The organism is uncultured Corynebacterium sp. (assembly GCF_937999985.1).
In the GTDB taxonomy this organism is placed as follows: Bacteria; Actinomycetota; Actinomycetes; order Mycobacteriales; family Mycobacteriaceae; genus Corynebacterium.
In genome coordinates, this window is record NZ_CALLDG010000201.1 from 1 (window position 1) to 23,239 (window position 23,239).

Genomic DNA, 23,239 nt, shown 5'->3' on the forward strand with positions numbered 1-23,239 from the left:
CCGGGAGAGTACGGCCCGTGGACGAGCTGATGGCACCGCGGGTGGTCTGAGTGACCATGTAGCCGTTGTTGTACAGGCCGGTGAAGAGCTCCTGCACGACCGCGTAGTGGTTGCGGGTGGTGGTGCGGGTGAACAGGTCATAAGAAAGGCCGAGGCCCGCGAGGTCCTCGACGATGATGCGGTTGTAGCGATCCGCCAACTCCTGGACGGTCGTGCCTTCCTTCTCCGCCTGCACCAGCAACGGGGTGCCGTGCTCGTCGGTGCCCGAAACCATGAGTACCTCGTTGCCAGCCATTCGCTGATAACGCGCGAAAACGTCCGAAGGCACGCCGAATCCGGCGACGTGGCCGATGTGGCGGGGGCCGTTAGCGTAGGGCCATGCAACTGAGGTGAGAACTCGTTTCGACATAACCCTTAGATTAGGTGATCCCCTACTACGACGCGAAAGCAGCCCGGCTTAGGAATGCTCTGCGTTGCCGTCTGCGACGGCCTGCGGAACATCACTCCCGCCGTAACGACGGCTGCGTTTAGCGGCCTTAGCTTCGCTCGACTGGTTGATGCGACGCTCGCGAGCCATACGCAGGGCGTATTCCCGCTGTGCCTTTTCGTCCAGGTACAGCTGGTCGTTAGACAGAGCCTTGTAGATGGAGAACATCAGGGCGATAATCACCAGCAAGAACGGGCTGGCGGCGATGATCGTCACGTTCTGCAGGTTGGTCAGTGCCTCGTCGCCGCCGGTAAGCAGCAGCATCAGGGCGATACCCGCGGTGAGCGCACCCCACAGCACAGTGACGCCACGGTTGGCGACCAGCTGTCCACGCTGCGACATGGAACCCATGACGGTGGAGGCGGAGTCTGCGGAGGTAATGAAGAAGGTAGCCAGCAGGATCATCGCAACGATGCTTGCTACCTGTCCCATCGGCAGGGTCTGCAGCAGGTTAAACAGCTGGCTGGTGGCCTCGCCATCGCCCCAGATGGAATTGCCGGTTTCCTCCGCATTAACGGCAGCGCCGCCAAAGATGGAGAACCAGATGATGGTCACCATGGTTGGAACCATCAGGACGACACACACGAACTCGCGGATCGTACGGCCGCGGGAAATGCGGGCGACGAACATGCCGACGAACGGAGACCAGGAGACCCACCATGCCCAGTAGAAGATGGTCCAGGTACCCAGCCACTCATCCGCACCATCGCCGGAGTTAGCGGTGCGGGCGGCCATCTGGAAGAACTGGGACAGGTAGTTACCCAGGGAGGTCGGGATCAGGTTCAGAATCACCACGGTCGGCCCGAGAATCAAGACAAACAGCGCAATGAGACCAGCCAGAACCATGTTGGTGTTGGACAGGTACTGAATGCCCTTGCCCACGCCGGAAGCAGCGGAAGCCAAGAAGCACAGCCCCAGGATCACGATGGTGCCGACGATCACCCACGTGCCAGGATTAGAAATCAGCCCCGTGGCACCCAGGCCGGACTGGATCTGCACTGCACCCAAGCCCAGGGAAGCCGCGGTACCGAAGACCGTCGCGAAAATGGCGGCAATATCGATGATCTTGCCCAGCGCGCCCTCGGCGCGCTTCTCCCCGATCAACGGAATAAACGCCGCGGACAGCAGCTGCTTACGGCCCAGACGGAAGGTGCCGTAAGCAATGGCCAGCGCCACGATGGCGTACAGCGACCATGGGTGCAGGCCCCAGTGGAACAGCGTGGAGGCGAAGGAGCTAGCCACATCGTTCTTTTGCTCCCCCGGCACGCCGTCGCGGTAGTAAGTCAGTGGCTCGGTCACACCGTAGAACATCAGGCCAATGCCCATGCCTGCGGCAAACATCATGGCCACCCAGGAAATGCTATTGAACTCCGGCGGCTCGTTATCCTTGCCCAGGCGAATGTGCCCGAACTTACTGAACGCAATGAACAGAATGAACCCTACAAACACCGTGCCGGCGAGGACATACAGCCAGCCCCAGTCACCTACGACATAGCTCAACGCCGTCGAGGCGAAGGCGGCGAAGCTATCGCCACCAAATACGCCCCACAGCACGACAGCCAGGATGAGGGCTGCCGCGCAGCCCGTGACCACCCAGTCGATGGACTGTTCCTGATCAGCCTCAGTCGGCGTTGCTTCTTCTCTTGATACAGTCATTCCTCAATACTGGGGGGTATTGCGTGCGCTTTTCAACCGCAGTGGTGCCCCAACCACGTCCGGACGACGCCTTTAGCCCCGGCTTCCATCTCCCCTAACCCCCTATTCACCTGCCCTTATCTCCCACACAGGCCACCCACCTCTCAGCTCAGCTAAAAAATTTTAAAAATCTCTAATTTTCCTCGCGTCCGCGCAGCACAGCTTCATAGAGCTCACGTTTGCTCACGCCCTTGGCCTTTGCCACGTCTCCGGCCGCCGCCTTCAGACGCTCCCCCTCCGCCACTTTCTGCTCCACCAACTCGACCAACGATTCCACGTCCGGCTCCGCCTGCTCGTCCGCGGCATCCACCACCACGCAGATCTCCCCCTTCACACCGCTCTCCGCCCACTCGGCCAGCTCGCGTAACCCGCCAATCTTCACCTCTTCAAAGGTCTTCGTCAGCTCGCGGCACACCGCCGCTTGTCGGTGATCCCCCAACTCCTCGGCTGCCACCTGCAGAGTCTTCGCCAGCCTATACGGGGATTCAAAGAAGCAGACGGCGTAGGGGGCGTCACTAAAAGAACTAAAAAACGAACGCCGGGCGCCGTCCTTGCGTGGGGCGAAGCCCAGGAACGCGAAGTGCCCCACCCCCAGGCCAGACAGTGCCAGAGCGGTCGGCACCGCGGAAGGGCCCGGCAGGCATGTCACCGGCACTCCAGCACGACGGGCAGCGACGACCAGCGGGAAACCGGGATCGGAGACGGAGGGCATGCCGGCGTCTGTCACCACCAGCACGCGCCGACCCTGCTCGGCCTGCTCGACGAAGAACTCCGCCCGCTCGGCCTCGTTGTGGTCGAAGTTGGAGTAGATTCGACCGGAAATCTCCACTCCCAGCGTGTCCGCGAGCGCCCGGGTGCGGCGAGTATCCTCCGCTGCCACGATGTCTGCGCTGGCCAGAGCGTCGATCAGCCGCACCGAAGCATCCAGCGGATTGCCCAGCGGCGTGGCCGCCAAGATGATTCCCCCCTGCGGCAGAGGTCGATTCTCGGCGGCGCGGGCAAGCAGCGCAGCGACTGCGTCTGCGGGGAGGGGCTTGGCTTCTACGGGTTCACTCATACCCGCCAGTATGCCCGCCAGTGCGTCCGATTGTCCGGAGCTTCTACTACAGTTGGCTTTCGTGCCGACCACACCGACTCCCCCGCTAGCGGACAGCCATGAAGTGTCCGCCGACCAGCGCGACACGACCGACGTGACCCGTCGCGTGCCTACCGCTGCGTCCGGCCGGCGCACGTTCGCCTTCACCCGGTGGAAGGGCATCCTGATTGTCCTCGGCCTGTTCGGCGCGCTCAGTCGCCTGCTCATGCTGCAGCGCCCCACCGACGCGGGCACCCCGGTGTTCGACGAAAAGCACTATGTGCCGCAGGCCTGGCAGATTCTGCAGAGCTGGTCTAACCCACTAATCGGCGGCATTGAGGACAATCCAGGCTACGGTCTGGTCGTCCACCCGCCCCTGGGCAAACAGCTCGAGGCGCTGGGCATGGCGGTGTTCGGCTATACGCCATGGGGTTGGCGAATCATGTCCGCCCTGCTGGCTGTGGTGACGATCCTGCTGATTGCCACGATTGCGCGCCGAGTGTCGAAGTCCGACCTCATCGGCTTGTTCGCCGGCATTATTGCCCTGTGCGACGGCATCCTCTTCGTCACGGGGCGCTCGGCCATGCTGGACCACTTCCAAGTATTCCTGGTGTGCCTGGCGACTTATTTCGCGGTGCGAGATGCCGAGCAGATGGAGGCCCGCTTCCAGCGCGTATGGGCCGCTGAGCGGATCCACGATTTCGCCCTCGGCCCGCGCATGGGCTACCGCTGGTGGCGTTTCGCCGCGGGCGTGGCGCTGGGCTTGTCGCTCTCGGTGAAGTGGAATGGCCTGTACTACATGGCCTTCTTCGGGGTGACGATTGTTGCGGTTGATTATTTTCGACGCCGCCGTTTCGGCGTGCGCCGTCCCCTCCTCGGGACCGCCTTCTTCGATGCTTTGCCCTCCTTCTTCTCCATCGTGATCGTCCCCGCGATCCTGTACCTGGTCAGCTGGCGGGCCTGGTTCGCCTCCGAAACCGGCGTGTTCCGCCACGCCGTGGAGTCCGAGCAGTACACCAACACCACCGGGGATTGGTTCTGGTCTTTCCTGCCCGATACCCTGCAGAACTTCATCTACTATCACGTGTCCGTCATGCGCTTTCACACGGAGCTGACGAACTCTAACGGCCACCACCACAACTGGGAGTCCAAGCCGTGGTCCTGGCTGGTTTCCAGCCGTTCGCTGATGTACTACAACCCGTCCAGCGACGAGGGCATCCACAAGGTGATCCTGCTGGTCGGCACCCCCGCTATCTGGTGGTTCTGCGTGCCCGTCATGCTATGGGGACTGTGGTGCCTGATAGTGCACAAGGATCGCCGATGGGTGGTTCCCGTCATCGGTTTTGCAGCCGGCTTCCTGCCCTGGCTAGTCAACCTCGATCGCCAGATGTACCTGTTCTACGCAGCTAACTTGGCTCCGTTCCTGGCGATTGCGCTGGCGATGGCTCTGGGGCAGCTACTGTGCTGGCAGCGCCCGGGCGTTGCCGCCCAGCCGCACTCCTCCCCCAAAGCCTTCGTGAAAGCTCGCCCTGGCCAGCTGCTGGTAGTGATCTACCTGATGCTGGTGGTCTGGAACTTTCTTTACTTCCTGCCGATCTACACGGCCACTCCACTTTCCGATTTCGCTTTCGACATGCGGATGTGGCTGCCTTCCTGGCGCTAATCCCAGCCCCGCGGTCGCGGCTCGCCGAGCTCGAAGGTGGAGTTGCGTCGGGCGTCGCTCGGGCTGAAGTTCACCGGCTGGGCCATCAGCGCGCGCAGCGACTGTTGCAGCGGCATGAACACGTTCTGCCTGCCAGCCCACACCACGACCAGGGCCACGACCGCCGCCAAGTGCACCAGCAGCAGCCAGAGGGTGGCCAGGCTGCCACCTTCCCCGACCATGCTCAGCACGATCTCCCGCGTTGCAAACCCCAGACCGAAAGCCCATAACCCCAGGTAGATCGGCAACACTGCGGCAGCCCCTTTCGGGCGCCAAGCTGCCCACAGGAGGCCACCGGCCAGCGCAAAGCGCATCGTCGCCGCGTCGGAGACTAGTCGGAGCTGAGACGAGTCGGCGTCATCCCCAATAGGCGAGCCGAACAACAGCGACAGGCCCCACACAACATAAACCAGCGCCACCGCAACAAGAGCGAAGCGACCAAAGTAAAGGGGCAACTGACGGCGACGCAGGTCTCCGCTGATCTGGGGGTTGCGATCGGCCTGTTCGAGCACCTGTGCGAGGAGCGCCGCTTTCTGTTCATCGCCCGGCTCCGTCGTGGGGCCATCATCCGTTGGGGTGGCGGAAACGTTCATCCGGCGGCCCAGCGCGGTGACGGTGGCATACCAACGTTGGCAGTCTTCACAGGCGGCTAGGTGCGCGTCGACTAGGTCGTCGGACAGCTCGGCGGTTTCGCCGTCGAGCCGGGCGGACATCGAGGTTCTGACCGCTTGACAGTCCATGCGCTTAATCCCGCCTCTTGCGTGCTTGACTCAACTTCAGCCGAAGCGCGAGAGAGCCTTGTCCAGGCTCGCGCGCCCCGCGCCGAAAACAACAATCATCATAAGCGAGACGACCAGGAGCAGCACAAACTCCATGCCCCCATCGGCGACGAAGAAACCGTTGGACCAGTGCACGAAGTACAGTACCAGTGCGCTGTAGATGGCGAAGAGTCCTGCGACTGCCGTGGTCAGCAAACCAACGATGAGCATCGCGCCGCCTAGCATCTCGAAACTGGCCGCTGCCCAGGCACTGACCTTTGGCTGTGGAATGTGCAGGCGGTCGAAGGTGGCGACGGTTCCGGTTACTCCGCCCATGCCGTCGATGAAGACCTTCTTCCAGCCGTGGGCAATGAAGATCACGCCGGTGACAAGGCGCAGGAGCAGCAGGGCCGCGTCACGCGCTGCAGGGTGGTTGAGCATGCGGGAGGTTTACTCCTAGACCGCGCGGATGCCGGAGCGCGGATCGAGGTATTCCTCGTCTGCGGCGGAAGCGGATGGCGCGCCCGCGTCGGAGACCCCGCCCGGTACGTCGAAGAAGTCGCTGCCGTCGGCGTACTCCAGGTTGCTGAAGGCCGGGTCGTTTTCGTCGGTTTCCAGGATCACGGCGCCCGGGCGGATCAGGCGATCCGGCACGCCCAGCTCGTCGTCCTCCGTGTTGCGCACGCCCAGGCGGGCGCGGCGCATACGCACCAGGCGGCGGTGGCGCAGCTCGCGCTCCTCGATGGCCTGGCGGCGAAGCATCACCAGGTAGAAGGCGGTGAAGGCCACCATGGCCACGAAGGTCAGCCATACGCCGCTACCCAGGGCCAGGCTGGCGCCGAAGGTCAGGGCGCACAGTGCCAGCAGTACCAGCAGCACCTTCTTGCGGCGGTTCTGTCGCTCACGGGCCAGGCGCGCGGAGGCTACCGGGTCGTACACGCCGCGGCCACGACGGGAGGCCAGGTACTGCAGGTCGGCCTCGCTCAGCTCGTCGGAGTCCTCGAGGATGTCCAGGTTCTTGCCCGTCGGTGCTTCATCGACGTGGTCTACCAAATCTGGTGACGCCTTCACGTCCCCACCGCGAACGTACTCAGTCGGGACTGCGGCGTATGCGGCCTGGCGGGCGCTCTGCTCTTCGGACTGCTCGGCGTGCTCCGTGGAATCGCTGGAGTCGCTGGACTCAGAAGACTCAGCGGACTCAGCGGACTCAGAAGACTTAGCAGACTCAGCGCCTGCCGCCGCAGCGTCGGCGCTCAACTCCGCCTTCTTCACCGGGGAGAACTCGCCGGTGTCCATTTCATCCTGGGCGGTGTAACGCACTGCGCTGCCCGCAGATGCCGCTGCCACGACCTTCTCGGAGCCCTTCTCAGCGCCCCTGCCGGAGCCCTTATCTGCTGCGTCAGATTCATCGGCGTTCGCGGCCGTCTGCTCGGTCGCTTCGGTGGTCTTCGCCTCGGCATCTGCTGCTTCGGCGTCCACTACCTCAGCATCGACCATCTCAGCGTCTACCACTTCGCCGTCAACGACTTCGGCATCCGCGCTGCGCTCGTTGCCCTTACTATCCGCGCTGCGCTCACTGCCCTTCGCGTTCATCAGCGCCCGCAGTCCCCGCGGCTTGCCCGACTTCGTGCCGACTACAGAGTCTTCGTCCTCCAGCAGGACATACTCCGGCTCTGCGTCGACCAGCTCCAGCTCGTCGTCATCAGAGGACATGTACAGGCCCTCGGCCGGCTTGAGCTTGCGCTTCGCCTTCAGGGTGCTGCCGCCTCGGTGCAGTACGCGGGTCTCGCTCAGTGCCTGGGCAGTCCGTCGCACGGGTTTCTGGTTACGCAGCAGAAGCGGCGCCAGCAGCACCAACCAAACGGCGGCAATGAGCAAAAGGGAGCCGGACACGTGTATCAGTTCTCCTCGAAGTTTGTGAAGCTTATGCGGGCAGCGTGAATGGTCAAGTGCTTGCCACGCTACCCGCGTAATCCCTATATCCGCGCTCGCCACGCCGAGGCTAGTTTCGGTTCACAGCCAGCCCCAAGATTCCGCGGTTCACCAGCCTGCGCACCACCCCGTCCGGCGCCGTTTCCTCCTGCGTCTGCGCCACCAGTAGGTGGTCCCGCCATTCGCCGTTGATGTGCAGGTTTCGCTGTAGCTGCCCTTCGATGCGGAAGCCGGTTTTCTCTAGGACTTTTCTGGACGCCACGTTCTCCGGCATGACCGTAGCCTCTATCCTGTGCAGCCCCACTACCTGCATCCCCAAGTCCACGCCCAGCGCTACCGCCGCGGTGGCCACACCGTGGCCCTGGAACCGTGAGTGCACCCAGTAGCCAATCCAGGCGCTGGATACGGTTCCGTATTGGATATTGCCGATCGTCAGCTGTCCCGCGAACTCCCCGTCAATGTCGATGACCATCGGCACCAGCAGGCGATCGGCGGACAGGACCTGCAGGTTGTGGAAAGTCTGCCGCCAGGCCTGCGGGCTGTGCGCTGCTTCCCAGTCCCCTTGCACGGTCGGCTCAAAAGGCTGCAGTAGTCTCTGGTCTTCGATCCGAGCGGCGCTCCACTGCGCCCCGTCGGTGGCTCGCACGGGACGCAAAGTTACCGGAAGGGCGGCCGCGGGGGCGTCATTAAGATCTCCGTACATGTGCCCACGGCTCAAAACGGTTCGCGAGCGCTGTTCGGGCGCCGCGGAGGGGGCGAAGGCGGCGCGCAGTCGGTGAAGCACGGGTGGGCTAATCCTTGTTGCTGAGGAACAGCACGTCCACTTCCTGCCCCGGCGCCACGTCCGTCACGTCGGACGGCACCACGATCAGGCAGTTGGCCTGCCCGTGGCTGCCCAGCAGGTGGGTCGGCTCGCCGCCGTTCACGGCGCCGAGGGGATCCACCAGGAACTCGCGGGTCTCCCGGTCGCGCATCAACTGGCCGCGGATAAAGCCACGGCGGCCAGGGGCCGAGGCGATACCTGCGATCGTGCGGGCGGGCACCACGCGGCGGGTGGCCTGACGGCGGCCACGGATCAGCTGCACCAGTGGGCGCACCATGACCTCAAAGGAAACGAGGGCGGCGGAGGGGTTGGCCGGCAGCAGGAAGGTCGGCACCTTGTCCTGCCCCAGCGTGCCGAAGCCCATGACTGAACCCGGGTGCATGGCGATGCGCTGGATGTCCATCTCCCCCATCTCGGAGAGGATTTCCCGCAGCTCGTCGCTGGCCGCACCTCCCACCGCGCCGGAGATCACCACAACCTCGGAGCGTAACAGCTGACTTTCCAGCACCTCGCGCATCTTGCGCGGCTCGCCGCTGAGGATGCCCACGCGGTGCACGTCCGCGCCGGCTTCGCGGGCGGCGGCGGCCAGGGCATAGGAGTTCACGTCGTAAACCTGGCCCACCGCCGGGTCGCGGTCGATGTCCAGCAGCTCGCGGCCGAAGGAGAGCACGGACAGGCGCGGGCGTGGGTAAACCAGCACCTTGGATCGCCCCACGGCGGCCAGCAAGCCCACCTGGGCGGCGCCGATGACGGCGCCTTCCTCCACGACAACGTCGCCGGGCTGCACGTCGGAGCCCTTCCGATGCACGAACTCGCCGGAGGCGATGGCCTCCAGTGGACGGATCTTGCGGCCTTCCTTTTCCACCCAGTCCAGCGGAAGCACGGAATCCGCAAGCGTCGGCAGAGGTGCGCCCATCTCCACGCGCACTGCCTGGCGCGGCTGCAAACGGATCGGGCGCAGGGAACCGGCGGTCACGTCGCCGACGATCGGCAGGGTTTCCTTTACACCGCTGGTGTTCTCTGCGGCCGCAGCATCTTCTGGGTCACGGTCGGGGTCGCCGCCCCGGGCAACTGCCAACGCTTGGCGGATGTCCACGCTGCGCACGGCATAGCCATCGATGGCGGCCTGGTCGAATCCGGGCAGCGGTTCGGCACCCTCGACCCTTTCGGCGCAGCGCAGCCCCAGGGTCTCGGTAATGGCGATGCGCACTGGCTCAGGGGTCACCGCCGCCGAGGTGATGATTGCCAGTTGTTCTTCGACCGATCGCATGTTGTTGTCCCTAGTTTTCCTGATTCAGGCGCTCCCGCAGCCAGGTCTTCAGGCTGGGGCCATATGTCTCATTCTGAAGCGCGAAATCGACACAAGCTCGAATGTACCCACCCGGGTTGCCTAGGTCATGGCGCAGGCCGTGGTGGACGATGATGTGCACGGGGTGCCCCTCGGTGATCATCAGCTCAATGGCGTCGGTGATCTGGATTTCCCCGCCCTTGCCCGGCTTGGTACGGCGCAGCGCGTCGAAAACCTGTCGATCCAGCAGGTAGCGCCCGGTGGCTACGAAGTTGGACGGAGCATCTTCGACGGCCGGTTTTTCCACCATGCCCTTCACGATCTTCACGTCGGCGTGGTCCGCCTCGTCGATCTCGAAGACTCCGTAGTTGCTCGTCTCCTCGCGCGGCACCTCGAAGGCACACAGCACGGATCCGCCGTACTGCTTGCGCACGGCCAGCATCTTCTCCATCACACCCATCGGCAGCACCAGGTCGTCTGGCAGCATAACGGCGAAGCATTCCTCATCGTCATCCAGCACCTCTTCGGCCAGCCCGATGGCGTGCCCCAGGCCGAGTGGCTTTTCCTGTTCGACAGCCACCACGTCGATCAGCCCGTCGGTGGCGCGCACCTTGTTCAGCTGGTCGGTCTTGCCGCGCAGTTCTAGCGTGCGCTCCAGCTCTTCGTCGGTATCGAAGTGCCCAAGCACCCCACCCTTCTTCGGAGCCGTCACGATCGCCAAGCGGTCCGCGCCCGCATCGGCGGCTTCCTTTGCGATCAGTTCGATCCCGGGAGTGTCCACTACGGGCAGCAGTTCCTTGGGAACGGTTTTGGTGGCGGGCAAGAAGCGGGTTCCAAGCCCGGCGGCCGGGACCACGACGGTACGCAGTGCGGCTTGCTCGGACGTGGAGATCGTAGGGCTAGAAGTCATGCCGGAATAGTAGCGCTTTAGGCTCCGGGTTTCGTGCTCTACACACCACTTAAGGAGATTTTCCTTTGCAGTAGGCTCTTAGGCGATGAGTACCCCCGCTGACCTGAAGAAGCGCGCCCGCGCCCAGGTGCGCGCTGCCCGCGTCGACCGCCTCGACGAGCGCCCCTTACGCGACCGAAGCATTCAGACTCACCTCTTGGACGCTCTCGCGGAACTCCCCTGCACACCTTCCACCATCTGCGGATATGTCCCCCTCCCGGGTGAGCCGGGCGGCGCGGATCTTCCCGATACTCTGGCGCGCACTGGAGCGCGGGTGTTGCTTCCTCGCGTTGTTCGTGGTGACGCCCCCAGTCTCGAATGGATCGAATATCAGCCGGACAACCCAAACCTCGTCGAGGGCACGTGGGGAATACTCGAGCCGGTGGGGAAGCCGGTGGGGAAGCCAGTGAGTAATGTAATTCACACTTTCCCGACATGCGCAGATGTAATAGTTACACCTGCTCTATCGATTGATTATTATGGGACACGGCTCGGACAGGGCGGTGGCTTCTATGATCGAACTCTTGCCAATCGCCCATCGCATGTGAAGGTATGGGCTGTGGTAGACCACGAAGAATTCACCCGCGAGGTTCCCTGCCAAGACCACGATCTGGTCGTAGATGCTGTGATCAACGACCTCGGATACTTCCCCATTTTTTAGTCGCTTTGCAAGGTCTGCGCTAGGTCGCGGACAAGAAAGGTCTTTTGCACCATGCTTGAAGGTTTTAAGAAGTTCATCATGCGCGGCAACGTCATGGAACTTGCCGTAGCCGTCATTATCGGCGGTGCCTTCACCGCCATCGTCACCGCTTTCACCAACGGCATCGTCGAGCCGCTCCTGGCCGCAGTCGGCGGCTCCCCCGAGTTCGGAATGGGCTTCCACCTCCGCGAGGGCAACGATGCAACGTTCGTCAACATCGGCGCTGTCCTGACTGCTGCCGTTAACTTCCTGATCATCGCTGCCGTCATCTACTTCGTGATGATCATGCCGATGAACAAGCTGGCTGAGCTGAACGCTCGCCGCAAGGGCATCGAGCCGGAGGAGGCTGCAGCTACTGAGACCGAGCTGCTGGCCGAGATCCGCGACCTGCTGGTGGAGCAGCGTGGCGGCGAGGCAGAGCCGACCGGCAAGCACGCAGAAAACTAACGTGCCCCAGCCCCGCTAGCCCCAATGCGGCGGGCGCTGTTCCTCTAGGAAGCGGCGCTCCTGCTCTGCGGAAGGGCGATCGTCACCCCACTCATCCCGTGAAGGGCTTGAGTGGGGTTTTGCTTTGCCGGAAGCGATGGTGTCAATAAAAGAAGAACCCGAACCCCCAGCCTGGCCGGCTTTGCCTACCTTGCCGTAGAACCGGCGACGGCGGCGGTCCGGCTGGCCCTTACCTGAGCGGCCGGTGCTCATGCTAGGCCCGGTTATTCATGTCGCCAACAACGTGGCGAACCAGGGGGCCAAGAGTTGCCATGCCATCGCGGATCGCGCCGCGGGACCCGGCAATGTTGACCACCACGGTCGAACCGGAAATACCGGCGACTCCGCGGGACAGGCCCGCATCCAGGGAGTTAGCCGCCAAACCGGAGGCGCGCAGAGCTTCAGCGATGCCCGGGACCTTGCGGTCCAGCTCAGCGCGGGTGGCCTCCGGAGTCTTATCGCGCGGGCCAGTGCCAGTGCCACCGATCGTGACGACGAGATCGGCACCGCCGACCACAGCGGTCTGGATTACCTTGCGGATTGCGGACTTGCGGGACTCGACGTTCAGCACGGCATCGACGAGGAAGCCTTCCTCTGCCAGCAGCTCTGCAACCAGCTCGCCGTTCTTGGCCTTTTCCTCGGGAAAGTCGGTGACCAGCACGACCATGGCGCGCAGAGGCGGCTCGTTGCTGAGCTGTTCTCGGGTGCGCTCCTGGGCATCCAGGGTGTGGAACAGTGCATCGTCCGGCTCCGGGATCTCCTCTGCCAGACGGTCCACCTGCGTGTGATCGACGGAACTCATGGCCATAACGTCGCTGATGTCCGCGTTGATATCCGCAGACCCTTTCTTAGCCTTCCGAGCTGGCACGGCGATCCTCCTGAATCGATAAATGGATGTAACTAATAAAGTATCCCGTTCGCCCTCGGCTGTACAGGCGAACGGGAATGGGGGTTTACTCGGCGGTGGTGAGCGTCAGCTCGACCTCCCGTTCCTCGCCATCGGGGCCGTCCTTGACCTTCAGCTTTACCTTGTCGCCCACGGCGTGCGAACGGATAGCTGCGATCAGCCCCACGCCCGAATCCACGCGCCGGTCATCCACGTGAGTAACCAGATCGCCCTTCTTCAAGCCCGCCTTATCCGCAGGACTGTCCTTGTTCACATCCGCGATGACGGCACCGTTCTCGTTAGAGCGGGTATCGACCTTCGCACCGATGATCGGGTGCTCGGCCTTGCCGTTGTCGATCAGCTGCTTGGAGATGCGCTCTGCCTGGTTGATCGGGATGGCAAAACCCAGGCCGATGGAACCGGCCACTTCCCCGCCACCGGTCGAAGCAATGACGGAGGGAATGCCGATGAGTTTGCCCTCCATGTCCACCAGGGCACCGCCGGAGTTACCGGGGTTGATGGAGGCATCGGTTTGGATCGCGTCGATGAGGGAGGCCTCGCCGCCGTCCTCACCCGAGGCTTGAACGGGGCGATTCTTCGCCGAAACGATGCCGGTGGTTACCGTGGCTGACAGTCCCAGTGGGGAGCCGATCGCCATTACGTCCTCGCCGACATTCACCATGTCCGAGTCGCCGAACTCGATGGGCTGCAGGTCCGTGACGTCCTTAGCCTTGATAACCGCAATATCCGTGGGCGGATCGGTGGCCACCACCTCTGCCTCGAGGGTACGGCCGTCGTTGAGGGTAACCTCCATCTTCGCGCGCCCGTCCTGGGCACCCGCGACTACGTGGTTGTTCGTAAGGATCAAGCCGTCGGAGGAAATGATCGAGCCGGAACCTTCTTCTCCGCCTCGGGGCGTCATAACTCGGATGGAAACCACAGAGGGCAGAACCTTGTTGGCAATGTCAGTGGTGCTGCCCGGCTTCACCGGGTTGGAGGCCTTCTTATCCTGCGAAGACTTGCCACCGCTGTTGGAGTTATCGAAGGAAGATGTGGCGTTGTTGCTGGCCTGGTTGCCGTTGATCGAATCCATGCCCACGTATGTGACTGCGGAAGCAACTACAGCACCCGCCAGCAGCAGTGCTGCAACAGCCGGGGTGGACCAGCGCTTCTTTTCCTGCGGCTGGCTGCTCAGCTGGGGCTGGTACGGATCTGCGAAAGTTTCCTGCCCCGGCACCGCCGGTGTTGTAGGCCTCTGCGGCGGCTGCGGCGGAGCCTGCACGGGTGTTGGCTGCGGCGACTGCTGTGGCCTCTGCTGCTGTGGGAAGGGCTGCGAGCTCGGCTGTGCTGGCTGCGCTGCCGGCCCTACCTGAGTGGCAGGCTCCTGCATCGGCCTCTGCTGTGCCTCCCAGCGCATGTGGTCCCGGTGAACTCCACCCTGCGGCCCGCCGCCCCCTCGCACCGATTTCTGGCCACGGTTAGAAAAGTCCGGTTCGCCGGGCATCCGCTGCCCGTCCCCCGAGTTGTTATCACCCATATTGTGTTCCCTTTCGTCCATAGCGACCAGTATGTCCGTTATGTATGTAGTTCAGCACTACGAATGCTGTAGTTTTTCTGCCAGTTTAAGGAAAAACCTTAGAGAAAAGTTCCCAAAACCCCCGTCTAATTCCAGCTAACTCGGCTCTCCCGGCAACACCGCACGCATCAGGGCACCACCGTCGTCCGACTCATCGGCCACGATCACCCCGTGGTGCCGCTCGATGACCTGCTTGACAATCGCCAGCCCCAGGCCGGAACCAGGCATCGAACGCGCCTGGATCGAACGGTAGAAGCGGTCGAAGACATTCTCCCGGTCCTCCTTTGGAATGCCGGGGCCAGAGTCCGCCACTCGGATCTCCACTTCCTGATGCGCTGAAGCGCCGGTATCGGAGCCTGCGGCGTCCCCTTCCTCAACAACAATCGGCTGCATCCAGACGCGTACCACACCGCCCTCTGGTGACCACTTCGCCGCGTTATCCAGCAGATTCAGCAGCGCGCGCGACAGGGCGAAGGCATCTCCCCGCAGGTGCCACTCAATCAGGTGCGTATCGAAGGTCACGTCCGGACGGCGCCGCTGCACGCGTTCAATACCCAGGGTGATGAGTTCGGAGATCTCGACGATGCTTAGAACCACCGGGTTGGAGTCCTCGCGGGCAAGGTCCACCAGGTCGCCGATCAGCCCACTCATCTCGTCGATCTGCGCGATCACGTCGCGCTCTAGGTCCTTGCGGTCTTCCTCGCTGATGCCGGGGCCTTCGCCGTCTTTTCTTTGTGACGCCAACATCAGCAGCTCCACGTTTGTGCGCAGCGAAGTCAACGGTGTTTTAAGCTCGTGCGAAGCATCCGCGACGAGATTCTTCTGCTTCGTCTGAGCCTCCTGGAGAGCGTTCATCATGTTATTGAAAGAGTCCGTGAGGGATCCGAGCTCGTCATGGGAATAGACGGGGATCTGGCGCAGTTCGCCGGTACGGGAAACCTCGTCGGCCGCTCGGCGCAGGCGGGTGATCGGTTGAATGCCGGAGTTCGCGACCGCGATGCCCGCGATGATGGAGGCGATGAAGCCGGTCACCGCAATCAGGATCAGAACCAACCAGAGGGATTCCAGCGTCTGGTTCGTAAATGCGATGTCCAGGCGCAGCACGATCACGCGACCGTCAAGGGCGCCGATAGCGAAGCTGCGCTTGTCGCCTTCCGATTCAAAAGTGTAGGGGTCGTCGCCGACGAGGACAGAGATCTCGTTGGGGCTGAGGATGCCCTCGAACTTGTACACGTCTGCCTGCCGTCCCGCCTGGTCAGCGGGCACGACGAGGACACTCATGTTGTTATCGGCGTCGAAGAAGCGGGGGCGGTAGTCGTCGCCCTCCCCTGTCTCGCTGACCGGAAACTCAAAGCCCGAGTCGATGTAAGCCTGGGCCTGCGTCTGCAGCGTCTTATCCATCTCCTGCGACAGCACCTGCTTTACGGTGGCGTAGGAGGAGATGGTGATGATGGCGATACACAGCATCACCACCATGGCGGTGAGGGCAGCCAGTCGCGTGCGCAGAGATAGTCCGCGCACGGAAAAACGGAGGGACTGGATCAGCCGGTCCCTCCTGCTATCTCCTCGAGTGTCCGTGCCCCCGTTCTCTGCAGAGGCGTGCTCGGGCTCTACCGCGAGGTAATCCTCCGGGAGCCTACGCAGGATCACGGTGCGGTCTCACGCAGCGCGTAGCCCACCCCACGAACAGTGTGAATCAAACGAGTCTCGTTGTTGGCCTCCGTCTTACGGCGCAGGTAGCCGATGTAGACCTCCAGCGCGTTTCCGGAGGTTGGGAAATCATAACCCCAGACCTCTTCCAGGATGGTGTTGCGAGAAAGCACCTTGCGCGGGTTGTTCATCAGCAGCTCCAGCAGGGCGAACTCCGTGCGGGTCAGGCTGATCTGTCGGTCTCCGCGGAAAACATCGCGTGTCTCCGGGTTCAGGGTCAGGTCCTCGAAGCGCAACGGCTCGTGTGCCTCACCTTCCTGAATCGCGGGACGCGCCGCGCGGCGGAACAGAGAACGGGTGCGAGCCAGCAGCTCCTCCAGAGCAAAAGGCTTGGGCAGGTAGTCATCTGCACCGGCATCCAGGCCGGCGACTCGCTCCTCGACGGAATCGCGGGCGGTTAGCAGCAGGATCGGCAGGTCGTCGCCGTGGCTGCGCAGCTCGCGGCATACGTCCAGACCGTCCTTCTTTGGCATCATCACATCGAGGATGGCCAGGTCCGGTCGTTCGTCAGCGATGAGCTTAAGGGCCTCCTCGCCGTCCGTTGCCAGGACGACGGTGTAGCCGTTGAAGATCAGGGAACGGCGCAGGGATTCGCGCACGGCCTGATCATCATCTACAACAAGAATCTTCATGTGCTCCATTGTGCCTATGAAATTGGCATAACGCCCGTGCGGACCCACATTTTTAAGGAAAGCTCAGCATTTCTTAGGCCTGTTTCGCCAATGCAAAACCCCGCCACACGTGCATGTGTGACGGGGTAACGCTACTGGGCTCGTATTAATCCAGGTCGATGAGACCCAGCTGAGCTGCCTTCACCAGACGGCGAGGAATCTGAACATCCTGCCCCTGAACCTTAACGTGCTGCAGAGCAACGTTGTCGGCCTTCCACTGGGAACGGCGGGAGTGCGTGTTTGCACGGGACATACGGCGCTTCGGAACTGCCATTGTCTTCTACCTCCTAATTAAAGGTATTGAAAGTGTGAAATAGGTTTCTTGTGATCTTCGTGGTGTGAAGAGGTCTTACTTCTTCTTGCGGCGGGTCATGTTGCCGTAGCGACGCTGGAACTTCTCCACGCGGCCGGCGGTATCCATGACGCGCTGAGCGCCGGTCCAGAAGGGGTGGGACTCGCTGGTCACGTCAACGACGATGAGCGGGTACTCGTTGCCATCTTCCCATTCAACGGTGCGGTCGGAGGTAGCGGTGGAGCGAGTGATGAACTGGTGGCCAGTGCTCGCGTCCTTGAAGACTACGGGGTGGTAGTCGGGGTGGATATCCTTCTTCATGGTTTCCTCTTATTCCCTTAGGTACGTGTACATCAGGTCGGTCCCGTGCGCTACTCGCGCGGGTCGTGCCTGAGTCGGGTCATAAAAAGCAGCGCGCCTTCTCTTACTGACGCCCTTCAGGCCATCCCGCTAAGCGGGTGGATTTTGGGCGCGACAAAGTCGGTCGCACAACGAGGGTTTATCATAGCGAAAGATAAGGCCATAAAGAAAATCGCGTTTCCCTAGCTGGAATGGGGCGAACTGGGGCGTAGGGGCGTCAGAAACAGCGATTAGGTTATGGCGCGACGGTGCTGTAAAGTTAGCTCCCGCTGTTGTCTATGTAAACGTCATCGCCGGACAGATTTTAGGCTAGATACGCTAGATGCAGCGCCCCACCACCTAAAACTCTTGGCCCGTCTAACCATGGGTTTTGGAAGTGCGCGGCGCAGGCACCTGAGATCTCCGGCGGAAGGAGAAAACCCATGTCGGCATATTGCCAGGTCACGGGGCGCAAGCCGAGCTTCGGCAAGTCTGTGTCCCACTCGCACCGCCGCACGAACCGTCGCTGGAACCCGAACATCCAGCGCCGTACGTTCTACTTGCCCTCTGAGGGCCGTTCCATCACGCTGAACGTGTCCACCAAGGGCCTGAAGACCATTGACCGTGACGGCATCGAGTCTGTCGTTGCCAAGATCCGCGCCCGTGGGGAGAAGATCTAACTATGGCACGTAACGATATCCGCCCAATCATCAAGCTGAAGTCTACGGCTGGCACCGGTTACACCTACGTCACCCGTAAGAACAAGCGCAACAACCCGGATCGCATCACCCTGAAGAAGTTCGATCCGATTGCCCGCAAGCACGTCGAATTCCGCGAGGAGCGATAGTTTATGGCTAAGAAGTCCATGATCGCGAAGAACGAGCAGCGCAAGGAAATCGTCGCCCGCTACGCGGAGCGTCGCGCTGAGCTCAAGAAGATCATCAAGAACCCGAACAGCACCGACGAGGAGCGCCTGGATGCACAGTGGGAGCTGAACCGTCAGCCCCGCGATGCTTCCCCAGTTCGCGTCCGTAACCGCGATGCAGCTGATGGCCGCCCGCGCGGCTACCTGCGTAAGTTCGGCCTGTCCCGTGTACGTGTCCGCAACATGGCTCACCGCGGTGAGCTGCCGGGCGTACGCAAGTCCAGCTGGTAAGGGGGAGCTTTCACAATGAAGCGCACCAACATGAAGAAGGCGCGGATGGAACAGTCCCGCCGCCCGAAGAAGAACCCGCTCAAGGCCGAGGGCATTGAGACGGTTGACTACAAGAACTACGACCTGCTGCGTAAGTTCATCTCCGAGCGTGGCAAGATTCGCTCTCGCCGCGTGACGGGCCTGACCCCGCAGCAGCAGCGTCAGGTTGCCACCGCCGTGAAGAACGCGCGCGAGATGGCACTGCTGCCCTTCCACAGCCGCTAAGCCGGCTGTGCCCTTTCGGGCTAGCAGCGTAAGGCTGCAGCCTGGAGACGTTTAACAGACACGATCAAGACCCACCGCCCCGTGCGAAAGCGCGAGCTAGGCGGCGGGTCTTTTTCGTGCCTTTTTGCCACCCGTTCGGCGGCCTGGCGGCTTTCTTCGCTAAGCTTGCACAGTAAAACTCTTAAGCGCTCCCCTTACCCGCCGGGTTGAGAAGGGGCGCTGGCCCCATATCGGACGCAAGCCGAACAACAGTTAGGAAGCCTGCAGTTGAGCAATAACAACAACTATCCCAACGGCGACTTTGGTTCCAATGATCTGCCGGATTACAACAGCTACACCGGCGGAAACTCCGGCGACTCCAACCCCTACGAGCAGGCCGGTTACGGCGCTGAACAGAGCAGCTACGGCACCGGGGATCCCAATGCTTATGGCGCGCCCGCATTCCCGAATGCTGCGGCCAACAACGGTGCCATGTTCGGCAACGACCGCCCGGGCGCCTGGAAGCGCCTTCTGGCGCTCATCATCGACAGCCTCTTGGTGCAGGTGGTTATCGGCAGCATTGTGATGTTCGCTATCGCCGGTCAGGAGCTCATGGACTGGTTCCAGGCCACCGTCAATGCAGAATCCCCCGATGCCGTGGACGTCCCCTACCCGACCACCAAGGTGATGATCTCCAGCATCATCATGCTGGTCGTTTGGCTGACCTACCGTGTTCTCATGGAGTCCAAGAAGGGAGCCACCCTCGGCAAGATGGCTATCGGCGCCCGTGTGGTTACCGCCGACGGGCAGAACATCCAGCCGGTCGAGTCGCTGAAGCGCAACGGTTGGTACATCATCGGCGCGATCCTGGGTATGATCCCGACCGTAGGTGCTTTTGCGCAGGTGGCTATCTATATTGCCGTGGGCGTGACTATTGGCCAGAGCCCGGAGAAGCAGTCCTTCACCGATAAGTTCGCCAACGCCTACGTAGTGGACAAGTCCGCGTACTACGGGGTTAACTCAGGTCGCGACTACTGCGCTTAAGGCGCAAACACTTAACATAGCCTCATGTTGAACGTCCTCTCCGGGTTTGCCGTCGTCATCTTCGTCATAGCGATCGGCTTCGGAGTAGGGCGTCTTCGGCTTTTAGGCCCCAATGCGGTCTATACCCTGAACATGTTCGTGTTCTGGATCGCGCTACCCTGCACGCTAATCTCGTTCATGTCTAAGACGGACATTGCCCAGCTTTTCGGCCCAAACCTTCTGGTCGTGGCTCTGTCCACGCTCACCACGGGCTTCTTGGCATTCCTCGGCTATCGCTGGATTACGCGACGGTCCACCGAGGATTCCATCATCGCGATGCTGGCCTGTACCTATTGCAACGGCTCCAACCTGGGCATCCCACTAGCCGCCCATTTGATGGACGACCCCACGCTCACCCTTCCGGTGATCCTCTTCCAGGTCGGCTTCTACGGCCCGCTGAGTGTACTGGCCCTGGATATGCGCACCGGCAAGCAGACCACGAACTTTGTGCGTTCTACCCTGCTGACGATCCTGAAGAACCCTCTGATCATCGGCGCCACCATCGGCATCGTCATCTCCCTGTTGCAGCACAACACGGACTTTATCCTGCCGACGATTGTCGCGGATCCGCTGGGGATCATCGCGGACGCCACCGTCGGCTGCGCACTGATCGCCTTCGGTATGTCCATGGCGGAGGTACGTGTGCTCCAGCCCGGACTATCACCCCGTCGCTCCGTATGGGCGGCGTCGTTGGTCAAGACCGTCGTGCATCCCGCCGTCGCCGCGTTCTACGGTGTCTTTCTTTGTGACGCCTCGTCTCAGTTGCTTTTGGCCATGGTTCTCCTGGCGGCTCTCCCGACCGGGCAAAACGTATTCACCTACGCCCAGCGTTTCGGTGTGAATAAAGTTCTAGCGCGAGACACCGCGGTGGTTTCCACGGGGCTCGCGCTACCGGTGATGGCGCTGATTATGGTGCTTCTAAGTTTCAGATAGTTCGCTCAAGCTTAGGCCCAGGACTCCGACGAAAATGCCGAAGTACAGGAAGATAAAGACAGGAACTACCACTGCGGATGCGATGGCCAGGTTCTTCGCCTTGTCCGACGCATCCTGTGCACCTGCATAGTCACCGCGGTACCAGCGGCCTTCTACCTGCGAGGAGTAGTAAATACCTACTGCGCCGAGGGGCAGGCAGCACAGGAGGGTAGTTAGAATCGTCGCCCACATCCAGTTATCCGGCGGGGTGCTACCCACGCCCGGCTGGTAACTCTGACCCAGTTGCGCGCCGTAGCCGGCGGACTGATTCGGGTAACCGCTGTTCTGATAGCTGCCGTAACTCGGGGGCTGGTTCTGGCTCGGGTTCTGGTTGTACCCGCTGTTGTAGGGGTACCCCTGGTTTCCCTGCTGGCCGAAAGGATCCTCGTTGGAAGGGTTCTGATCGTAAGGGTTGGTCACTAGCTTCCTCGGCTAACTTCTTGGAGTTGGTTGGTAACTGAAATACGTCATTAAAATACCAAAGCAGCGCAAAATGTTCCCGAACCGAAAGAAACTATACGCGTAATTCTAGAAACGGCGAGAACGGCAGGATGCGCGCGATGAACCAGAGCCCGATCACTAGCCCCACTGCCATGGGGGCATGTCGGAAATGCTCCCAATTGGGAATCCGCTTCCCCCATGATCGTGCGGTCCAGGCTAACCAGCTCCAAATCAGCAGGATGACGGCGAGGATCCCCACCGCGTTGTAGTGCAGTGCAGCGCCAAAGTCTCCCTGAACCAGCGCCTGGATCATGCGCATCGATCCGCAGCCGGGGCAGTTGAATCCGAATAGTGCCTTCGTGGGGCATTCTGGGATCGTCCCGCCCGGGGTCTGCGGATCAGCTGCGGCTATGGCGCAGCACGCACATACCGCTGCCGCGCCGACTGCCAGCGGCAGCAGCTTTGTAGAAACCTGCTTCACATCGCAAACCGTAACTTTATGGAAAAGCGGCGTCAAAAAATCAGAGCAACTATTAGAACGCGCCGGTGATAGATACCAGGCCCATCAGCGCCGCTACGCTGACCAATGGCATGACGATGGTGACCATGCCAATGTCCTTGTAGCCTTGGCGGTGGTTAAGCCCGCAGACGATCAATAGTGTCACCACTGCACCGGAGTGAGGAAGTGTATCCAACCCTCCAGCAGCCATAGCTGTCAGGCGGTGCATTAGCTCAAGGCTGGTGCCATCCTGCATAGCCATAGTCTTCAAGTCTTCGCCCAAGGCATTCAAGGCGATGGTCATACCGCCCGAGGACGAACCGGTCAGACCTGCTGTAATGGAGGTAGTCACCACGGACGTAACCAAGGCGTTTGCACCCATGTTGAAGACGGCATCTCGCACAACGGCAAAGCCTGCCACCGAAGCCACAACCGCACCGTAACCAATCTCAGATGCGGTACTGAAGATGGGCAGCAGGGACTGCTTCGCACCAGCGTTGATTGCGGTGATAACGGTCGGCATATTCTTCAGGTTCAGAGCTGAGAGCAGCAGAATCGCCAATACAATGCCGACGATGACAGCCCAGAGGCCTGCGCGAGCCTCAATTGTAGCGCCGCCGTACTTCTCTTCCGAGAGGTACGACCAATCGAGACGCGGGAAGATCACCAGCGTGCAGAGGAAGTTCACTGCGATCACGGTCATAATTGGCAGGAAGGGAACGATGGGGTGCACCTTCGGCTCCAAGACTGCAACAGCAGTCTTGGCCTCATCGGACTGCTCGCCTGCAAGGAGAGGAACACCCTTCAGCTTTTCAGGAATCTCGAAGCCTTCCCCAGACTTAATGAGGGAGCGACGCCGGTATTCTAGCCACGCAAGGCCCAGCCCGAAGATCATCAGCGCACCCAAGAGGCCAACCCCGGAAGCTGCATAAGAGTTCGTATCGAAGAACTGCCCTGGAATGATGTTCTGTACCTGTGGCGATCCAGGCAGCGCGGTCATCGTAAAGGTGAAAATGCCCAGCGCAATCGTTCCCGGGATCAGGCGCCGGGGAATCCCGGCCTCACGGAAAATCTCGAGCGCAATGGGGAAGATCACGAATGCGACGACGAACAGGCTGATACCGCCGTAGGTCATCAACGCCGACGTAATGACGACTGCTCCCATTGCACTGCGGGAGCCGATGAATTTCGTGATGGTTTTTGCGATTGACCTCGCATATCCCGTCTCCGCCATCAGAACGCCGAAGATCGCACCCAAGAGGAAGAGAACGAAGTAGCTTCCGACGAAATTCGCCAACGCTGGCATAAAGATCTCCGTATAGGAAGCCAGGATTGGGGCTCCAGAGAAAAGTATGCAAACGATCGCGGCAATCGGACCCGCGAGAATGACGGGCATGCCTTTGTAGGCGAGAGTAATCAGTAGAGCTAGGGAGACTATGATCCCCAGGATCGATAGGAACATCCGCTCCTCCTTCA

At 61.6% G+C, this 23,239-nt stretch carries 28 protein-coding genes; 9 read left to right on the top strand and 19 right to left on the bottom strand.

The genetic code is table 11. The annotated features are described in order from the left end of the window. From Q0331_RS09735 to rsmI, 3 genes are all read right to left on the bottom strand, one after another. The coding region (locus Q0331_RS09735; protein WP_298076160.1) for a class I tRNA ligase family protein at positions 1–409 on the bottom strand (409 nt) is incomplete at its 3' end. Positions 410–457: 48 nt separating this feature from the next. After that, positions 458–2,143 carry a BCCT family transporter gene (locus tag Q0331_RS09740; RefSeq protein ID WP_298076161.1) on the bottom strand — a complete coding sequence of 562 codons (1,686 nt, stop codon included), beginning with the start codon at positions 2,141–2,143 and terminating at the stop codon, positions 458–460. A gap of 172 nt (positions 2,144–2,315) precedes the next feature. Further along, positions 2,316–3,239: a 16S rRNA (cytidine(1402)-2'-O)-methyltransferase gene (rsmI, locus tag Q0331_RS09745; RefSeq protein ID WP_298076162.1), complete on the bottom strand. Its 924-nt coding sequence runs from the start codon at positions 3,237–3,239 to the stop codon at positions 2,316–2,318. A gap of 244 nt (positions 3,240–3,483) precedes the next feature. Between rsmI and Q0331_RS09750 the strand changes: the two genes are divergently transcribed. Next, positions 3,484–4,920 carry a dolichyl-phosphate-mannose--protein mannosyltransferase gene (locus Q0331_RS09750; protein ID WP_298076205.1) on the top strand — a complete coding sequence of 479 codons (1,437 nt, stop codon included), beginning with the start codon at positions 3,484–3,486 and terminating at the stop codon, positions 4,918–4,920. Here the strand turns inward: Q0331_RS09750 and Q0331_RS09755 are convergent. From Q0331_RS09755 to Q0331_RS09780, 6 genes are all read right to left on the bottom strand, one after another. After that, positions 4,917–5,699: a zf-HC2 domain-containing protein gene (locus tag Q0331_RS09755; protein ID WP_298076164.1), complete on the bottom strand. Its 783-nt coding sequence runs from the start codon at positions 5,697–5,699 to the stop codon at positions 4,917–4,919. The two genes, Q0331_RS09750 and Q0331_RS09755, sit on opposite strands and share 4 nt — an antisense overlap. A 36-nt stretch (positions 5,700–5,735) precedes the next feature. After that, on the bottom strand, positions 5,736–6,158 hold the full coding sequence (locus tag Q0331_RS09760) for a DoxX family protein (protein WP_080722694.1): 423 nt from the start codon (positions 6,156–6,158) through the stop codon (positions 5,736–5,738). Positions 6,159–6,173: 15 nt separating this feature from the next. Beyond that, complete coding sequence (gene glpR, locus Q0331_RS09765) at positions 6,174–7,610, bottom strand: gephyrin-like molybdotransferase receptor GlpR (RefSeq protein ID WP_298076165.1); 1,437 nt, start codon at positions 7,608–7,610, stop codon at positions 6,174–6,176. A 109-nt stretch (positions 7,611–7,719) separates the two neighbouring features. Then, complete coding sequence (locus tag Q0331_RS09770; RefSeq protein WP_298076167.1) at positions 7,720–8,433, bottom strand: GNAT family N-acetyltransferase; 714 nt, start codon at positions 8,431–8,433, stop codon at positions 7,720–7,722. A gap of 7 nt (positions 8,434–8,440) precedes the next feature. Beyond that, the gene (glp, locus tag Q0331_RS09775) at positions 8,441–9,742 is read right to left on the bottom strand and encodes a gephyrin-like molybdotransferase Glp (protein WP_298076169.1); all 1,302 of its coding nucleotides are present in this window, start codon (positions 9,740–9,742) and stop codon (positions 8,441–8,443) included. Positions 9,743–9,752: 10 nt separating this feature from the next. Next, entirely contained in the window at positions 9,753–10,670 is a 918-nt protein-coding gene (locus Q0331_RS09780; protein WP_298076170.1) for a UTP--glucose-1-phosphate uridylyltransferase, read from the bottom strand. Between the two features lie 85 nt (positions 10,671–10,755). Between Q0331_RS09780 and Q0331_RS09785 the strand changes: the two genes are divergently transcribed. Beyond that, positions 10,756–11,370, top strand: coding sequence for a 5-formyltetrahydrofolate cyclo-ligase (locus Q0331_RS09785; protein WP_298076171.1), 615 nt, complete (start codon positions 10,756–10,758; stop codon positions 11,368–11,370). A 51-nt stretch (positions 11,371–11,421) separates the two neighbouring features. Beyond that, positions 11,422–11,856: a large conductance mechanosensitive channel protein MscL gene (mscL, locus tag Q0331_RS09790; protein ID WP_298076172.1), complete on the top strand. Its 435-nt coding sequence runs from the start codon at positions 11,422–11,424 to the stop codon at positions 11,854–11,856. Positions 11,857–11,871: 15 nt separating this feature from the next. Here mscL and Q0331_RS09795 read toward each other — a convergent pair whose 3' ends face one another. The 7 genes from Q0331_RS09795 to Q0331_RS09825 all read right to left on the bottom strand — a co-directional run bounded on the left by Q0331_RS09795 (position 11,872) and on the right by Q0331_RS09825 (position 17,351). Continuing rightward, positions 11,872–12,108 (bottom strand): hypothetical protein, encoded by a 237-nt coding sequence (locus Q0331_RS09795; protein WP_298076173.1) that lies wholly within the window; start codon positions 12,106–12,108, stop codon positions 11,872–11,874. A gap of 1 nt (position 12,109) precedes the next feature. Beyond that, a complete protein-coding gene (locus Q0331_RS09800) occupies positions 12,110–12,763 on the bottom strand; it encodes a molybdenum cofactor biosynthesis protein B (RefSeq protein ID WP_298076174.1) in 654 nt (217 codons plus the stop codon). 85 nt (positions 12,764–12,848) lie between these two features. Beyond that, on the bottom strand, positions 12,849–14,318 hold the full coding sequence (locus tag Q0331_RS09805) for a S1C family serine protease (protein WP_298076175.1): 1,470 nt from the start codon (positions 14,316–14,318) through the stop codon (positions 12,849–12,851). 135 nt (positions 14,319–14,453) lie between these two features. Further along, positions 14,454–16,007 carry a HAMP domain-containing sensor histidine kinase gene (locus Q0331_RS09810; RefSeq protein ID WP_298076176.1) on the bottom strand — a complete coding sequence of 518 codons (1,554 nt, stop codon included), beginning with the start codon at positions 16,005–16,007 and terminating at the stop codon, positions 14,454–14,456. Beyond that, positions 16,004–16,699 (bottom strand): response regulator transcription factor, encoded by a 696-nt coding sequence (locus Q0331_RS09815; RefSeq protein WP_034988140.1) that lies wholly within the window; start codon positions 16,697–16,699, stop codon positions 16,004–16,006. The genes Q0331_RS09810 and Q0331_RS09815 overlap by 4 nt, the downstream gene beginning before the upstream one ends. Positions 16,700–16,844: 145 nt before the next feature. Further along, entirely contained in the window at positions 16,845–17,012 is a 168-nt protein-coding gene (rpmF, locus tag Q0331_RS09820; protein WP_011273951.1) for a 50S ribosomal protein L32, read from the bottom strand. 75 nt (positions 17,013–17,087) lie between these two features. Beyond that, complete coding sequence (locus tag Q0331_RS09825) at positions 17,088–17,351, bottom strand: type B 50S ribosomal protein L31 (protein WP_005293662.1); 264 nt, start codon at positions 17,349–17,351, stop codon at positions 17,088–17,090. Between the two features lie 461 nt (positions 17,352–17,812). Here Q0331_RS09825 and rpmB point away from each other — a divergent pair, with 461 nt between their 5' ends. The 6 genes from rpmB to Q0331_RS09855 all read left to right on the top strand — a co-directional run bounded on the left by rpmB (position 17,813) and on the right by Q0331_RS09855 (position 20,784). Beyond that, on the top strand, positions 17,813–18,049 hold the full coding sequence (gene rpmB / locus Q0331_RS09830) for a 50S ribosomal protein L28 (RefSeq protein WP_005293665.1): 237 nt from the start codon (positions 17,813–17,815) through the stop codon (positions 18,047–18,049). Between the two features lie 2 nt (positions 18,050–18,051). After that, a complete protein-coding gene (gene rpmG / locus Q0331_RS09835; RefSeq protein WP_005279910.1) occupies positions 18,052–18,216 on the top strand; it encodes a 50S ribosomal protein L33 in 165 nt (54 codons plus the stop codon). A 3-nt stretch (positions 18,217–18,219) separates the two neighbouring features. Next, on the top strand, positions 18,220–18,525 hold the full coding sequence (gene rpsN, locus Q0331_RS09840) for a 30S ribosomal protein S14 (protein WP_005293669.1): 306 nt from the start codon (positions 18,220–18,222) through the stop codon (positions 18,523–18,525). A 15-nt stretch (positions 18,526–18,540) separates the two neighbouring features. After that, positions 18,541–18,789, top strand: a complete 249-nt coding sequence (gene rpsR, locus Q0331_RS09845) for a 30S ribosomal protein S18 (RefSeq protein WP_005293672.1) — start codon at positions 18,541–18,543, stop codon at positions 18,787–18,789. A 267-nt stretch (positions 18,790–19,056) separates the two neighbouring features. Next, positions 19,057–19,812, top strand: coding sequence for an RDD family protein (locus Q0331_RS09850; protein ID WP_298076177.1), 756 nt, complete (start codon positions 19,057–19,059; stop codon positions 19,810–19,812). 24 nt (positions 19,813–19,836) lie between these two features. Then, positions 19,837–20,784: an AEC family transporter gene (locus tag Q0331_RS09855; RefSeq protein WP_298076178.1), complete on the top strand. Its 948-nt coding sequence runs from the start codon at positions 19,837–19,839 to the stop codon at positions 20,782–20,784. On the opposite strand, the gene Q0331_RS09860 is transcribed toward Q0331_RS09855, so the two are convergent. The 3 genes from Q0331_RS09860 to Q0331_RS09870 form a co-directional block, all read right to left on the bottom strand. After that, a complete protein-coding gene (locus Q0331_RS09860; RefSeq protein ID WP_298076179.1) occupies positions 20,770–21,243 on the bottom strand; it encodes a CD225/dispanin family protein in 474 nt (157 codons plus the stop codon). The genes Q0331_RS09855 and Q0331_RS09860 overlap by 15 nt on opposite strands. 94 nt (positions 21,244–21,337) lie before the next feature. After that, a complete protein-coding gene (locus Q0331_RS09865) occupies positions 21,338–21,745 on the bottom strand; it encodes a DUF2752 domain-containing protein (RefSeq protein ID WP_298076180.1) in 408 nt (135 codons plus the stop codon). A gap of 52 nt (positions 21,746–21,797) precedes the next feature. After that, positions 21,798–23,225 carry a GntP family permease gene (locus tag Q0331_RS09870; protein WP_298076181.1) on the bottom strand — a complete coding sequence of 476 codons (1,428 nt, stop codon included), beginning with the start codon at positions 23,223–23,225 and terminating at the stop codon, positions 21,798–21,800. Between the last annotated feature and the right edge of the window lie 14 nt (positions 23,226–23,239).